This window comes from Rhodanobacter sp. GW835-FHT13D09 (genome assembly GCF_058793995.1).
This window is the reverse complement of sequence record NZ_JBXAGL010000001.1, coordinates 420,592-433,788: the sequence shown is the minus strand read 5'-3', so window position 1 is coordinate 433,788 and position 13,197 is coordinate 420,592. Positions and strand designations below refer to the sequence as shown.

10 protein-coding genes are annotated in these 13,197 nt (G+C 68.5%); 7 read left to right on the top strand and 3 right to left on the bottom strand.

Translation table 11 applies throughout. The features are described from left to right. Positions 1 to 9 precede the first annotated feature (9 nt). On the bottom strand, positions 10 to 1,659 hold the full coding sequence (locus AC1Q5A_RS02040; RefSeq protein WP_492697752.1) for a sensor histidine kinase: 1,650 nt from the start codon (positions 1,657 to 1,659) through the stop codon (positions 10 to 12). Positions 1,660 to 1,966: 307 nt separating this feature from the next. Here AC1Q5A_RS02040 and sucC point away from each other — a divergent pair, with 307 nt between their 5' ends. Beyond that, complete coding sequence (gene sucC, locus AC1Q5A_RS02035) at positions 1,967 to 3,127, top strand: ADP-forming succinate--CoA ligase subunit beta (RefSeq protein WP_492697751.1); 1,161 nt, start codon at positions 1,967 to 1,969, stop codon at positions 3,125 to 3,127. A gap of 14 nt (positions 3,128 to 3,141) precedes the next feature. Then, positions 3,142 to 4,017 carry a succinate--CoA ligase subunit alpha gene (gene sucD / locus AC1Q5A_RS02030; RefSeq protein ID WP_492697750.1) on the top strand — a complete coding sequence of 292 codons (876 nt, stop codon included), beginning with the start codon at positions 3,142 to 3,144 and terminating at the stop codon, positions 4,015 to 4,017. A 73-nt stretch (positions 4,018 to 4,090) separates the two neighbouring features. Here the strand turns inward: sucD and AC1Q5A_RS02025 are convergent, their stop codons facing one another. After that, the gene (locus tag AC1Q5A_RS02025) at positions 4,091 to 4,996 is read right to left on the bottom strand and encodes a LysR family transcriptional regulator ArgP (protein WP_492697749.1); all 906 of its coding nucleotides are present in this window, start codon (positions 4,994 to 4,996) and stop codon (positions 4,091 to 4,093) included. A gap of 198 nt (positions 4,997 to 5,194) precedes the next feature. Here AC1Q5A_RS02025 and AC1Q5A_RS02020 point away from each other — a divergent pair, with 198 nt between their 5' ends. Both AC1Q5A_RS02020 and AC1Q5A_RS02015 read left to right on the top strand, forming a co-directional pair. Continuing rightward, a complete protein-coding gene (locus AC1Q5A_RS02020; protein ID WP_492697748.1) occupies positions 5,195 to 5,812 on the top strand; it encodes a LysE/ArgO family amino acid transporter in 618 nt (205 codons plus the stop codon). A gap of 65 nt (positions 5,813 to 5,877) precedes the next feature. Beyond that, entirely contained in the window at positions 5,878 to 7,509 is a 1,632-nt protein-coding gene (locus AC1Q5A_RS02015) for an NAD+ synthase (RefSeq protein ID WP_492697746.1), read from the top strand. A 156-nt stretch (positions 7,510 to 7,665) separates the two neighbouring features. On the opposite strand, the gene AC1Q5A_RS02010 is transcribed toward AC1Q5A_RS02015, so the two are convergent. Then, positions 7,666 to 8,532, bottom strand: a complete 867-nt coding sequence (locus AC1Q5A_RS02010; protein ID WP_492697744.1) for an outer membrane protein assembly factor BamD — start codon at positions 8,530 to 8,532, stop codon at positions 7,666 to 7,668. Positions 8,533 to 8,603: 71 nt separating this feature from the next. On the opposite strand from AC1Q5A_RS02010, the gene rluD reads away from it, so the two are divergent. The 3 genes from rluD to clpB all read left to right on the top strand — a co-directional run bounded on the left by rluD (position 8,604) and on the right by clpB (position 13,114). Then, positions 8,604 to 9,578 (top strand): 23S rRNA pseudouridine(1911/1915/1917) synthase RluD, encoded by a 975-nt coding sequence (gene rluD / locus AC1Q5A_RS02005; RefSeq protein ID WP_492697742.1) that lies wholly within the window; start codon positions 8,604 to 8,606, stop codon positions 9,576 to 9,578. Positions 9,579 to 9,646: 68 nt separating this feature from the next. Continuing rightward, positions 9,647 to 10,396 carry a peptidoglycan editing factor PgeF gene (gene pgeF / locus AC1Q5A_RS02000; RefSeq protein WP_492697741.1) on the top strand — a complete coding sequence of 250 codons (750 nt, stop codon included), beginning with the start codon at positions 9,647 to 9,649 and terminating at the stop codon, positions 10,394 to 10,396. A gap of 126 nt (positions 10,397 to 10,522) precedes the next feature. Next, a complete protein-coding gene (clpB, locus tag AC1Q5A_RS01995) occupies positions 10,523 to 13,114 on the top strand; it encodes an ATP-dependent chaperone ClpB (RefSeq protein WP_492697739.1) in 2,592 nt (863 codons plus the stop codon). The last annotated feature ends 83 nt before the right edge of the window (positions 13,115 to 13,197 follow it).

The window sequence follows — 13,197 nt, the reverse complement described above, 5'->3', positions numbered from 1 at the left end:
CGCCGGCGTTCAGTGCGCGGCAGCTTCGGCGGTCTCGGCGGTCTCGGCCGGGCTGCGCGCCGGCGGCGTCAGCACCAGCCGGAAGCAGCTGCCGCCGCCGGCCACGCGCACGTACTCCAGTGCGGCCTGGTTGGCCTCGCTCATCTGCCGGGCCAGGTACAGGCCCAGGCCGGTGCCGTACTCGTGGGTGGTGTAGAACGGCTCGAAGATCTGCGCGGCCACCTTCGGCGCGATGCCGGGGCCGCGGTCGATCACCTCCAGGATCGGCACGCCGTGCTCGCCCTGGCGGCTGACCACCATCACCCGCGCCGGTTCGCCGGGCAGGCGGCCGTAGCGCAGCGCGTTCTGCACCAGGTTCCACACCACCTGCTGCAACTGCTGCGGATCGGCCACCGCGGCCACCGGGCTGCCACTGCTGGCGATCGCGCGCAGCGAGTCGGCGCCAAGGTCGTTGCCCTGCCGGTATTCCTCGACGAAGTTATTCGCCCAGTGGCCGAGATCAAGCGTCTCCGGGCGCGAGCGTTCGCGCCGCGACAGCTGCAGGATGTTCTCGATGATCTCGTTGAGCCGTATGCAGTGGTTGTTGATGATCTCGACCATGCGCTGGTCGGTGGCGTCCATGCTGCGGGACTCGGCGAGCAGTTGCGCCGAGTAGCGGATCGCCGCCAGCGGATTGCGGATCTCGTGCGCGATCGAGGCGGACAGCCGGCCCAGCGAGGTCAGCGTGAGTTCCTCGGCGCGGCGCGACAGCAGCGAGGTGTCGTCGAGGAAGATCAACACGTGCGAGTCGTCGTTCGGCGCCAGCCGGGTGAAGCGCGGCACCACCTCGGGCACGCCGTCGGCAAGCTGGGTGGCGGTCTCGTCCAGCTTGCCCGAGGTCATCCAGTGGTACAGCCGGCGCGACAGTTCCGGCGCGAGCTGGCCGAGGTCGCGCTGGTCGGCGCCGGGGTTGCCCAGCAGCATCCAGGCCGACTCGTTGATCTGGTGGATGCGGTTGGCGTCGTCCACCAGCAGCACGCCGGTTTTCATGCGGCGGATGATCAGCTCGTTGACCTGGGCCAGGTTGGCCAGGTCGGTGCTGCGCTGCTCGGCCAGCGCCTCGGTGGCGCGCAGCTGCCGGCCCAGCACGTGGCACAGCGTGGTGGTGGCGAAATAGGCGAGGCCGAACAGCGCGGCCTCGAGCAGGTCGCGGTCGCCGGGGCTCTGGGCCGACTTGCTGAAGAAGGTATGCCCGAGCACGCCCAGCGTGGCCAGCGCGGCGAAGAAGCTGGACAGCCGCAGCGGCAGGATCAGCGCGCCGGCACTGAGGTTCACCGCCAGCATCATCGCGATGCCGATGCGCGCATCGTGCATGGCGATGATCGCCAGCACCGCGGCGGTAATGTCCACGGCCAGGCTCGCGGCCACCACCACCCGCGCGTACGGCATGCTGCGCCGGTTGAACAGCAGCATGACCAGCGCGAATACCACGTACAGCATGGCCATGCCGCGGGCGAAGTTGGGCATGGCCAGCACCGGCCAGCCCAGGCCCGGGGGGCTGAAGGCCAGGCCGACGTAGACCAGCGCCTGCACCAACCGGAACGCATTGAGGAACGACAGCTCGTGGCGGATCGCCGCGGTACCCGCGCGCGCGCTGGCTGGAGAGGGTGTGCTGGACATCATGCCGCCTGTATTGGATGGATTTGGAGCGTCCCCGACGGTTCACGGCGAGTATAGACGGGCCGGCCGGCCCCGTGCGGGGCGGTCGAAAGCGCATGAAACCGCGCCGTGCGGGCTGCCGGGCAGGCGACACTTTCCATCGGCGTCCGCTTCCGCGAAAATGGGCGGCCATGTTGCGCAGGTTTTGCCGGTTGTGTGGCAGGCGCATGCACCCCGGCGGCGCTTTCATCGGCTGTCCGACTTCCTGACCCACGCTGCTGTGTCCGCGTGCGGCCGTCACCCGTTTCCCGTTCGCTCGAGGTATCGAATGAATTTCCACGAATACCAGGCCAAAGAACTGTTCGCGCAGTACGGCATTGCCGTGCCTCCGGGCAAGATCGCCAACTCCCCCGACGCCGCCGTCGATGCCGCCAAGGCGCTTGGCGGCACGCAATGGATGGTCAAGGCGCAGATCCACGCCGGCGGCCGCGGCAAGGCCGGCGGCGTGAAGTTCTGCAGGAGTTTTGACGACGTCCGCGCTGCCGCCAAGGGCATGCTCGGCACGCGCATGGAGACCTACCAGTCGGCCGGCCGCGCACTGCCGGTGAACCTGGTGCTGGTCACCGATGCCACCGACATCGCCAAGGAGCTGTACCTGTCGGTGCTGGTGGACCGCGATTCCAGGGCCGTCTCGTTCATCGCCTCCAAGCACGGCGGCGTGGACATCGAGCAGGTGGCTAAGGACACCCCCGAGGACATCCACACCATCGTGGTGGACTTCGTCGAAGGTCTGCAGCCCTACCAGTGCCGCCAGCTCGGCTTCGCGATGGACCTCAACGCGAAACAGGTCAACCAGCTGACGAAGATCATGCTGGGCCTGTACAAGCTGTTCAACGAGAAGGATCTGTCGCTGGTCGAGCTGAACCCGCTGGCGATCCTCGCCGACGGCAACCTTGCCGCGCTGGACGGCAAGGTGAACTCCGACGACAACGCCGAGTTCCGCCACCCCGACCTGGCCGCGATGCGCGACCTCACCCAGGAAGACGCCGCCGAGGCGGCCGCGGTGCAGAACAACCTCAACTACGTGACGATGGACGGCTCGATCGGCTGCATGGTCAACGGCGCCGGCCTGGCCATGGCCACCATGGACGTGATCAAGCTGGCGGGCGGCGAGCCGGCCAACTTCCTCGACGTGGGCGGCGGCGCCACCAAGGAGCGCGTCACCGAGGCGTTCAAGCTGATCCTGTCCTCCGACAAGGTGCGCTGCATCCTGGTCAACATCTTCGGCGGCATCGTCCGTTGCGACCTGATTGCCGAGGGCATCATCGCGGCGGTGAAGGAAGTCGGGCTGAAGATTCCCGTGGTGGTGCGCCTGCAGGGCACCAATGTCGATCAGGGCCGCGAACTGCTGGCCAACTCCGGCCTGGCGATCACGCCGGCGGACGATCTCAACGACGCGGCGCAGAAAGCCGTGGCAGCCGCGAAGTGAGGAGTTACTAAGTCATGTCAGTTCTCGTCAACAAAAACACCAAGGTGATCGTGCAGGGCTTCACCGGCCAGCAGGGCACCTTCCACGCACAGCAGTGCCTCGACTACGGCACCAAGGTCGTCGGCGGCGTCACCCCGGGCAAGGGCGGCTCCGAGCACATCGGCCTGCCGGTGTTCAACTCGGTCGATGAAGCCGTGCTGGAAACCGGCGCCGACGCGTCGGTGATCTTCGTGCCGCCGCCGTTCGCGGCCGACTCGATCCTGGAGGCGGTCGACGCCGGCATCCGCGTGATCGTGGCGATCACCGAGGGCATCCCGGTGCTGGACATGCTGCGCGTGAAGAACGTGCTGGCGCAGCATCCGGAAACCATCCTGATCGGGCCGAACTGCCCCGGCATCATCACCCCGGGCGAGTGCAAGATCGGCATCCAGCCGGGCCATATCCACCAGCCGGGCAAGGTCGGCATCGTCTCGCGTTCCGGCACGCTGACCTATGAAGCCGTGTTCCAGACCACCAACGAGGGCCTGGGCCAGTCCACCTGCATCGGCATCGGCGGCGACCCGATCAACGGCCTCAACTTCATCGACTGTCTCAAGCTCTTCCAGGACGACCCGCAGACCGAGGGCATCATCATGGTTGGCGAGATCGGCGGCAGCGCCGAGGAAGACGCGGCCGAGTTCATCGGCGAGTACGTGACCAAGCCGGTGGTGTCGTTCATCGCCGGCGCCTCGGCCCCGGCTGGCAAGCGCATGGGCCACGCCGGCGCGATCATCTCCGGCGGCAAGGGTACCGCCGCGGCGAAGTTCGCCGCGCTGGAGAAGGCCGGCGTCACCACGGTGAAGTCGCCGGCCGATCTGGGCAGGACGCTGGCGAAGCTGATGAAAAAGTAATCAGGTCGGCACGACTGATTGGATGGGGGCCGCAGCGATGCGGCCCTTTTTCTTTGCCGCCGCAGCCCCGCGGTCAAGCCCGCGGCGGGCTTCGCAGGCTCCGCCGGGCGGCGCGCAGCATCGTCGCGGTCACCGTCGACAGCGTGGCGGAACGGATCGACCAGTGCTGCCAGTACAGCGGCACGTCCAGCCAGCGGCCGGGAGCGATCGCCTTGAGCGTTCCCGCGGCGAACGGTTGCTCGAGCATGCTCTCCGGCGCCATCGCCCAGCCCATGCCGAGCGTTGCGCCTTCCACGAAGGCTGTGGCGGAGGGCAGGTAATGCATCGGCGGCGCCAGCCGGGCGCGCGTCACGCCGTGGATGAAGCGCCATTGCAGCGCATCCTTGCGGTTGAACACCAGCATCGGCGACCGGCCCAGCGAGGCGGCGTCGACGCCGCGCGCGAAGTGCCGCTCGACGAAGGCGGGCGAAGCGACCGGCAGGTAGCGCATCACGCCCAGCTTCTGCACGCTGCAGCCCTGCACCGGTCGGGCGACGGCGGTGACGGCGCCGAGCACGGAGCCGTCGCGCAGCAGGTCGGCGGAATGGTCCTGGTCTTCCACGCGCACGTCGAACAGCATCCCGTGCTGTTCGTGCAGGTCCGCCAGCACGGACACGAACCAGGTGGCGAGCGAATCGGCATTGACGGCAACCGCGACGGCGGCCGGCCCGGTGCTGGCCGGCTCCACGTGGAAGGCTTGCAGCGTTTCGGTTTCCAGCAGTCGCATCTGCTGCACGCTGCGCAACAGCCGCTCGCCGGCGGGCGTGGCCGTGCACGGCGTGCGGCGCAGGAGCAGCACCTGGCCCAGGCGATCCTCCAGCGCCTTGATCCGCTGCGAGATCGCCGATGGCGTCAGCGAGAGCCGCCGGGCGGCCCCGTCGAAGCTGCCCTCGTCGAGCACGGCAGCGAAAGCGGCGAGTTGCGGATTGAGGAGGCTCATCGGACACCCGCCAGTCTGGAGAAACGCACCCGCCGCGCGCCGGGCCGGCGGAGCGGGGCATCCATCCCGCTTCGTCCCGCGGCACGCTTCCACGGCGGCTCCCCGAGAGATTAGTAAAACTGAACACGCTTGAGAATATTTAGTTTTACTGATGCAGGGACTTGCGCCAGAGTGGCCGTCTTTACCGAGGGCGTCCACATGTCTACTTCGGCTTGCCTGGCCGGGCTCGGCAGCGGTGCGGCCCTGATCGTCGCCATCGGCGCGCAGAATGCCTTCGTGCTGCGGCAGGGGCTGCAGCGCAACCACGTCGGTGCCGTGGTGCTGGTGTGCATCCTGGCGGACCTCTGCCTGATCCTGCTGGGCGTGATGGGCATGGGCCTGGCGGTGCAGCAGCATCCCGGTCTGCTGCAATGGCTGCGTTACGCCGGCGCGACGTTCCTCGCCGCCTACGCGGCACTGGCACTGCAGCGGGCCTGGCGCGGTGAGAGCGGCCTGCAACCGGCCAGCGCCGCCGCGGCGAGCCGCCGGCGCGTGGTGCTCGCCTGCCTGGGCTTCACCCTGCTCAACCCGCACGTGTACCTCGACACCGTGGTGCTGCTGGGCAGCCTGTCCACCCAGTACGGCGGCGACGGCCGCTGGGCGTTCGCCGCAGGCGCATCCGCGGCCAGCGTGCTGTGGTTCCTTTCGCTGGGCTATGGCGCCCGCGTGCTCCTGCCGGTGTTCCGCAGCCCCGTGGCATGGCGGCTGTTCGACGTGGGCGTCGGCGTCCTCATGCTGGTGCTGGCGGCGCTGTTGCTGGTCCGGCGTATAGGCTGACGCCCCGGGGCGCATGGGCGCCTCGGGTATCATAGGGAGCTACCCCGGAACACGGATTCGTCGGTATGTCCTCCCTACGCCTCGCCCTTGCGCAGTTCGATTTTCCGGTCGGTGCGGTGGCGGCGAATGCCGCGAAGGCCGGTGAACTGATCGCACGCGCGCGCAGCGGCGGCGCCGCGCTGGTGGCGTTCCCCGAGCTGACCCTCAGCGGCTACCCGCCGGAAGACCTGCTGCTGCGGCCCAGCTTCCTGGCCGCCTGCGCCGGCGAGCTGGCCGCGCTGGCGACGACCACCCGCGGCATCGCCGCGCTGGTCGGCCATCCGCACAGCGAAGGCGAGGTGTTCAACGCGGCCAGCCTGCTGCGCGATGGCCGGGTGGAGTGCACCGCGCACAAGCAGGCGCTGCCGAACTATGGCGTATTCGACGACAAGCGCTATTTCCGTCCCGGCCACGAGTCGGCCACCGCAGTGGTCGACGGGGTGCGGGTGGGGTTTCTGATCTGTGAGGACGTGTGGCAGCCGGAGCCGGCCGCGCAGGCCGCGGCCGAGGGCGCGGAGCTGCTGCTGGTGATCAACGCCTCGCCGTGGGACGGCGCGAAACAGGCCGGGCGCGAGGCAGTGCTGCAGGCGCGGGCGCGCGAAACCGGTTGCGCGCTCGCCTACCTCAACCTGGTCAGTGGCCAGGACGAGGTGGTCTACGACGGCGGCTCGCTGCTGGTGAACGGCGACGGCACGGTCGCCGCGCGTGCGCCGGCCTTTGTCGATGCGCTGCTATGGGCCGAATTCGATCCGGCCACGCGCACGCTGTCGGCGCAGGACTGGCCGGTCGTCGCCGACCCGACGCCCGAGGCAACGCTGTACGCCGCGCTGGTGCGCGGCACCCGCGACTACATCGACAAGAACGGTTTCGGCGGCGTGTTGCTGGGGTTGTCCGGCGGCATCGACTCGGCGCTGACCCTGGCGCTGGCGGTCGATGCGCTCGGCGCCGGGCGGGTCACCGCGGTGATGATGCCCACCCGCTACACCTCGCAGCTGTCGCTGGACGGCGCGCGCACCCAGGCGGAGCGACTGGGCGTGGCCTACCACGTGATCCCGATCGAGGCGACCTACCAGGCCTTCATCGACGCGCTCACCCCGGCGTTTGCCGGCAAGAGCGCCGACACCACCGAGGAAAACCTGCAGTCGCGCATCCGCGGCACGATGTTGATGGCGCTGTCCAACAAGCATCGCCTGCTGCTGCTGGCGACCGGCAACAAGAGCGAGATGGCGGTGGGCTACGCCACGCTGTACGGCGACATGTGCGGCGCCTATGCGCCGCTGAAGGATGTCTACAAGACCGCGGTGTACCGGCTGGCGCGCTGGCGGAACGAGATCGGGATGACCAGTCGTCCCGAAACCCCCATCCCGACCGAAGTGATCGAACGCCCACCGTCGGCCGAGTTGCGCGACAATCAGACCGACCAGGATTCACTGCCGCCGTACGACGAGCTGGACGCGATCCTCGAGCGCTTCATCGAGCGCGAGCAGTCGCAGGCGGAGATCGTGGCGCAGGGCTTCCCGGCCGACGTGGTGCGCAGGGTGGTGCGGCTGGTGCTGCTGAACGAGTTCAAGCGCCGCCAGTCGGCGCCGGGACCCAGGGTGACCACCCGTGCGTTCGGCCGCGAACGGCGTTATCCGATTACTTCCGGCTGGCATTGAACCTCGAAGCGAAGAGGCGCAGCGGCATCAGCGAAGCCGCACCCGATGCCACCTTCGTCCCTTCCCCTTCGGGCGAGGGTCGGAGTTTGCGAAATCCCCATGAAAAAGCCGGCGCGTGTGCGCCGGCTTTCCTGTGGTCGGATGGATCGGTAAAACTCAGTGGTGCCCCGAGAACGGCACCATCTTGCGCAGCGTGGAGGGCGCGTGCGGCCACTTGGGATCGGTCAGGTAAGGGTGGTTCGGGTAGTTCAGCGCCAGCACCTGGCGGCTCTGGTCGGCCAGGGTCTTCTGGTCCAAAGCCAGGTAGTTGCGGGTGAGGATGGCCAGCGCGTCGCCGGTCTGCGGAGACTGCTGGTAGTGCTCGATCACGTACTGCGCGCGGTTGGCGGAGGCGATATAGGCCTTGTTGCGCAGGTAGAATTCAGCCACGTTGATTTCATACTGGGCCAGCACGTTGCGCAGGTAGATCATGCGCTGGCGCGCATCCGCCGTGTAGGCGCTGTCCGGGAAGCGGCGCGACAGCTCGGAGAAATCGTCGAATGCCTGCAGGTTGTAGCCCTGGTCGCGGCGCGCGTTCACGGTGGAACGGGGGATGTAGCGCTCCAGGAACGTGCTGGTGCGGTCGAAGTTGATCAGGCCGCGCAGGTAATAGGCATAATCGACGTGCTTGTTGGCCGGATACGTCTTGATGAAGCGGTTCACGGTCGACAGGGCATCATCCGGCTCGTTGTCCTTGTACTGCGAATAGGCCAGCTCGAGCTGCGCCTGTTCGTTGTAATCACCCGAAGGGAAGCGCGCGATCAGGCGCTGGTAGGCCTTGGTGGCGGCGGCGTAGTCGGCGTTTTCCAGCGAGTTGTGCGCGTTGTTGTACAGCGCGTCCACCGGCATCGTGTCGATCGAGTCGCCTTTCGACTTGAACATCGAGCACGCACCGATCGACACGGCGAGCATGAGCACCACAAGCATTTTCAGGACAGGCAACGGGGACATCGGCAGCTTGGGCAGGTCGATCGTTGGGCGCATAAGGAAGGAATTCGGATGTTTGAGCGAAAAGGCATGATAGCCGAAACCGGCCGCCGGCCGCGGTGGGCGGCATGACCACGGTCCGGCACGAGGCGGAAGTCCCGCTGGGCGCGGCGGGACGCAGGTTCGACCAGGCTTTGGCCGAGATGTTCCCGGACTACTCGCGTTCGCGGCTCAGCGGCTGGATCAAGTCCGGCGCGGTGACCCTGGACGGCGTGCAGGCGCCACCGCGACAGTTGCTGCGCGGCGGCGAGCGCGTGCGCCTGCAGGTGGAGCTGGAAAACGAGGTGTCCAGCGCGCCGGAGGCCATCGCGCTGACCGTGGTGCACGAGGACGGGCACCTGCTGGTGCTGGACAAGCCGGCCGGGCTGGTGGTCCACCCCGGCGCCGGCAACCCCGCCGGCACCCTGCTCAACGCCTTGCTGCATCACGATCCGAAGCTGGCCGAGTTGCCGCGGGCGGGCATCGTGCACCGGCTGGACAAGGACACCTCCGGCCTGATGGTGGTGGCGCGTACCCTGCCGACGTACACCGCGCTGGTCGACCTGCTGTCGCGGCACGAGGTGGAGCGCCAGTACGAGGCGGTGGTGCTGGGCACGCTGGCGGCCGGCGGCACGGTGGACGCGCCGATCGGGCGCAGCATGGGCGACCGCCTGCGCCAGGCGGTGCGCGACGAGGAAGACGGCAAGCACGCCGTGACCCACTACCGCCTGCGCGAACGCTTCCGCGCCCACAGCCTGCTGCAGTGCCAGCTGGAAACCGGCCGCACCCACCAGATCCGCGTGCACCTCGCGCACATCGGCCACCCGCTGGTGGGCGACCCGCTGTACGGCGGTGGCCTGAAGCTGCCGAAGGGCGCCACCGCGGAACTGGCTGCCACCCTGCGTGGCTTCCGCCGGCAGGCGCTGCATGCCGAGAAGCTGTCGTTCGTCCACCCGGCCACCGGCGAGGCGCTGTCGTTCGAAGCGAAGCGGCCGGCTGACCAGCAGGCGCTGATCGAGGCGCTGCGCGCGGACCTGGCCGAGCACGGTCTGGACCACTACTGAGGCGGGAATCGGGGCGGCGGGTATGCGATGCTTGCCGACTCCCCACCCCGACTGCCGATTCCCGGAAAATGACCGATACCTGGATCTTCCCCGACTGGCCGGCCCCGTCGCGGGTCCACGCGGCAGTCGCTACCCGCCTGGGGCCGGGCATCTCGGCGCCGCCGTTCGACCGTTTCAACCTGGGGCTTCGCAGCGGCGATTCGGCCGACGTGGTCGAAGCCAACCGCAGCGCGCTGCAGCAGGCACTGCGCCTGCCGTCGGCGCCGCGCTGGCTGCGCCAGGTGCACGGTACCGGCGTGGCCCAACTGGGGCCGCTGCCCAGCGCGGACGAGCCGCAGGCGGACGCGGCGGTGTCGCACATTCCCGGTACGGTGCTGTCGATCCTCACCGCCGACTGCCTGCCGGTGCTGTTCTGCGCCGCCGACGGCAGCGAGATCGGCGCGGCCCACGCGGGTTGGCGCGGGCTGGCCGCCGGCGTGCTGGAGGCCACCCTGACCCAGCTGGAAACCCCGCCGGCGCGGCTGCTGGCCTGGCTGGGACCGTGCATCGGCGCGGCTTCCTACGAGGTGGGCGAGGAGGTGCGCAGCGCCTTCGTGGCATCCGATGCCGGCGCCGCGAACTGCTTCGCGGCCATCCGTGCCGGACACTGGCTGTGCGACCTCGCCGCCCTGGCACGGCGCCGGCTGCAGGCGGCCGGCATCCAGCGCATCCATGGCGGCGGTTTCGACACGCTGGCCGATGCGCGCTTCTACTCCTACCGCCGCGACGGTGCCCGCAGCGGCCGCTTCGCCAGCCTGGTCTGGCTGGCCGACGGCTGAGCCACGGCCGGCCCTTGACGCGGCGTCGTCACGCCGTTTGCTTGAATCGCTCCCCGTTGTCCGCATTTAGCCGGACAGTGGCGGCATCGTCCGCCAGAACCTTTCACCTCTTGCGGGGGATTACTCATGCGGATGGACAAACTCACCTCGCGCTTCCAGCAGGCGCTGGCCGACGCGCAGTCACTGGCCGTGGGGCGCGACCACAACATGCTCGAACCGGTGCACCTGATGGCGGCGCTGCTCGGCCAGCAGGGCGGCTCGACCGCGCCGCTGCTGACCCAGGCCCAGGTCAACGTGCCGCTGCTGACCCAGCGTGTCAACGACCTGCTGGAGCGCCTGCCGAAGGTCAGCGGACAGGAAGGCAACATCAACCTGGGCAACGACCTCAACCGGCTGCTCAACCTCACCGACAAGCTGGCGCAGCAGCGCGGCGACCAGTTCATCGCCAGCGAGCTGTTCGTGCTGGCGGCGCTGGAGGACAAGGGCGAACTGGGCGCGGCGCTGAAGGCGGCGGGCGCGACCAAGGCGAACCTTGAGGCGGCGATCGAGAAACTGCGCGGCGGCGAGAAGGTGCAGAGCGAGAACGCCGAGGAGCAGCGCCAGGCGCTGGAGAAATACTGCATCGACCTCACCGCGCGCGCCGAGTCGGGCAAGCTCGATCCGGTGATCGGCCGCGACGAGGAGATCCGCCGCACCATCCAGGTGCTGCAGCGGCGGACCAAGAACAACCCGGTGCTGATCGGGGAGCCTGGCGTGGGCAAGACCGCGATCGTCGAGGGCCTGGCCCAGCGCATCATCAAGGGCGAGGTGCCCGAGGGCTTGCGCGACCGCCGCGTGCTGGCGCTGGACATGGGCGCGCTGATCGCCGGCGCGAAGTTCCGCGGCGAATTCGAGGAGCGCCTGAAGGCGGTGCTGAACGACCTGGCCAAGAACGAAGGCCAGATCATCCTGTTCATCGACGAGCTGCACACCATGGTCGGCGCCGGCAAGGCCGAAGGCGCGATGGACGCCGGCAACATGTTGAAGCCGGCGCTGGCGCGCGGCGAGCTGCACTGCATCGGCGCCACCACGCTGGACGAGTACCGCAAGTACATCGAGAAGGACGCAGCGCTGGAGCGCCGCTTCCAGAAGGTGTTCGTGGGCGAGCCGTCGGTGGAGGACACCATCGCGATCCTGCGCGGTCTGAAGGAGCGCTACGCGGTGCACCACGGGGTGGAGATCACCGACCCGGCGATCGTCGCCGCGGCCACGCTGTCGCACCGCTACATCGCCGACCGCCAGCTGCCGGACAAGGCGATCGACCTGATGGACGAGGCCGCCAGCCGCATCCGCATGGAGATCGACTCCAAGCCGGAGGAGCTCGACCGGCTGGAGCGCCGGCTGATCCAGCTGAAGATCCAGCGCGAGATGCTGAAGAAGGAGAAGGACAGCGAGTCGAAGCAGCGCCTGGCCGACCTGGAAACCGACATCGGCAAGCTGGAGCGCGAGTTCTCCGACTTGAACGAGATCTGGAAATCCGAGAAGGCCGCGCTGCAGGGCGCGACCAGGGTGAAGGAACAGATCGAACAGGCGCGGCAGGAACTCGACGCCGCCCAGCGCCGGCAGGATTACGCCAAGATGAGCGAGATCCAGTACGGCAAGCTGCCGGCGCTGGAAAAGCAGCTGGCCGCGGCGCAGGCCGCCGAGACGCAGGATTTCAAGCTGGTGCAGACCAAGGTCACCGCCGAGGAGATCGCCGAGGTGGTCAGCCGTTGGACCGGCATCCCGGTCAGCAAGATGCTGGAAGGCGAGCGCGACAAGCTGCTGCACATGGAAACGGAGCTGCACAAGCGGGTCGTCGGCCAGGAGGAGGCGGTGCACGCGGTGTCCGACGCGATCCGCCGTTCGCGTGCCGGGCTGTCCGATCCGAACCGGCCGAATGGCTCGTTCCTGTTCCTCGGCCCCACCGGCGTGGGCAAGACCGAGCTGTGCAAGGCGCTGGCCGAGTTCATGTTCGACACCACCGACGCGATGGTGCGCATCGACATGAGCGAGTTCATGGAGAAGCACTCGGTGAGCCGGCTGGTCGGCGCGCCGCCGGGCTACGTCGGCTACGAGGAGGGCGGCTACCTCACCGAGGCGGTGCGCCGCCGACCGTACAGCGTGATCCTGCTGGACGAGGTGGAGAAGGCGCACCCGGACGTGTTCAACATCCTGCTGCAGGTGCTCGACGACGGCCGCCTCACCGACGGCCAGGGCCGTACCGTGGACTTCCGCAACACGGTGATCGTGATGACCTCGAACCTCGGTTCGCAGATGATCCAGGACGCGGCCGAAGGCAACGGCGACGCCGAAGAGCAGTACATGCAGATGAAGGCCTCGGTGCTCGGCGTGGTGCAGGCGCACTTCCGCCCGGAGTTCATCAACCGGCTCGACGAGATCGTGGTGTTCCGCCCGCTGGACAAGACGCAGATCCGCGCGATCGCCCGCATCCAGCTGGCCTACCTGGAGCAGCGCCTGGCCGAGCGCCAGCTGAAGATGTCGGTCAGCGACGACGCGCTGGCCCTGCTCGGCAACGTCGGCTTCGATCCGGTCTACGGGGCGCGGCCGCTGAAGCGGGCGATCCAGCAGCAGTTGGAGAACCCGCTGGCGAGGGAAATCCTCGAGGGACGCTTCCAGTCCGGCGACACCGTCCAGGTCGCTGCCGAAGGCGGCCACCTGGTGTTCCGCAAGGGTTGAGGCAACCCTTGCGCGCGGCCGGGGGGGGGGGGGGGGGGGGGGGGAATGAAGAGAGAACAGGGTGTGGACACACAGAAACACTC